Origin of the sequence: Streptomyces californicus, from assembly GCF_000717645.1 — a bacterium.
GTDB lineage: Bacteria > Actinomycetota > Actinomycetes > Streptomycetales > Streptomycetaceae > Streptomyces > Streptomyces californicus.
Genome location: NZ_JNZZ01000075.1, coordinates 1 through 1063, shown reverse-complemented (window position 1 = coordinate 1063; position 1063 = coordinate 1). Strand labels below are relative to the sequence as shown.

General features: G+C 64.6%; 2 protein-coding genes. Both read left to right on the top strand.

What is annotated here, in order from left to right; all coding sequences use genetic code 11:
- Positions 1-474: RHS repeat-associated core domain-containing protein (locus IF19_RS1000000138590; RefSeq protein ID WP_032788757.1), on the top strand; the 474-nt coding region annotated here is incomplete at its 5' end.
- A gap of 52 nt (positions 475-526) precedes the next feature.
- On the top strand, positions 527-739 hold the full coding sequence (locus IF19_RS0134265) for a hypothetical protein (protein WP_030112189.1): 213 nt from the start codon (positions 527-529) through the stop codon (positions 737-739).
- Positions 740-1063 lie beyond the last annotated feature (324 nt).

Sequence of the window (1063 nt, the reverse complement as noted above, 5' to 3'; positions counted from 1 at the left end):
GCCGACGAAACGGGCACGAAGGTCAACACGTACGCCTACAGCCCGCGCGGCGTCCAGCGCGCCGGTACGACCGAACAGGTCCACCAGCCGTACCGCTTCGCCGGCGGCGCCCGCTACTACGACCCCAACATCGGCCGCTTCACCACCCCCGACCCCTCCGGCCAGGAAAAGAACCCCTACCTCTACGCCGCAGGCGACCCCGTCAACAAGATTGATCCCACCGGGCTTGCGTTCCTGGATGTCCTGGGCCCTGCTGGTGACCTCATTCAAGCAGGCCAGCACCTAGCTGAGGGTGATACCAAGGCGTTGTGGGGCGATGTAGCAGGTGCGGTTACTGGGGGCGGTGTCGCCACGTACTGCGCGAGCGCCGTAGTGGCGGCCCCACTGACACTCGGAGCCTCTCTGGGTTTCGCCGCTGGCTGCTACGCGGCCTCATGGGCTGTCAGCCAGATTGCCCAGATTCCCTTCAATTAGTCGGACCGCTCTCGGAGGGGTGCTCCTTCCGGGCCATGAAAGGAGATATGGCATGCGTCAGGTAGGAGTTCCGCTGCAACGGCAGCCACTGCTGAAGAGGCTGATGGTGACCAGCCATATCTTCGGCTTCCTCGGCGTGATTCTCTCCATAGCACTCCTGGTTATGGGAATGACCGCCGGCGGTCTCACCGTCCTCGGCATCACTCTGGCCACTTGGATCGCCGCCACCCTGAGCGCACGATCTCGAAATAAGAACCAACTCTGATCCATCGAGATTCAAGAAGGAAGGGCGAGCTCTGTATGATGGAGCCCGCCCTTCGGGCGCGGAAAGCCGGGAGGCCCTCACCGCACCGGTGAGGGCCTCCCGGCTGCGCCACGGCCAGCTTGCCACCGCCGAGTTCGATACAGACTCCCGCCGGTCGGCGGGCAGCACTTCAGCCGTTGTCGGTGGGGGAGTCCGTCGCCCAGGATGATGCGGTGGCCCGACCAGTCGCAGATGACGTCGATCACCACCGGCGGGAAGACGTACGCGGGCCAGTACGGCTCCACCGACCAGTCCGAGCGCATCAAGCTCGGCGACACGTTCTTC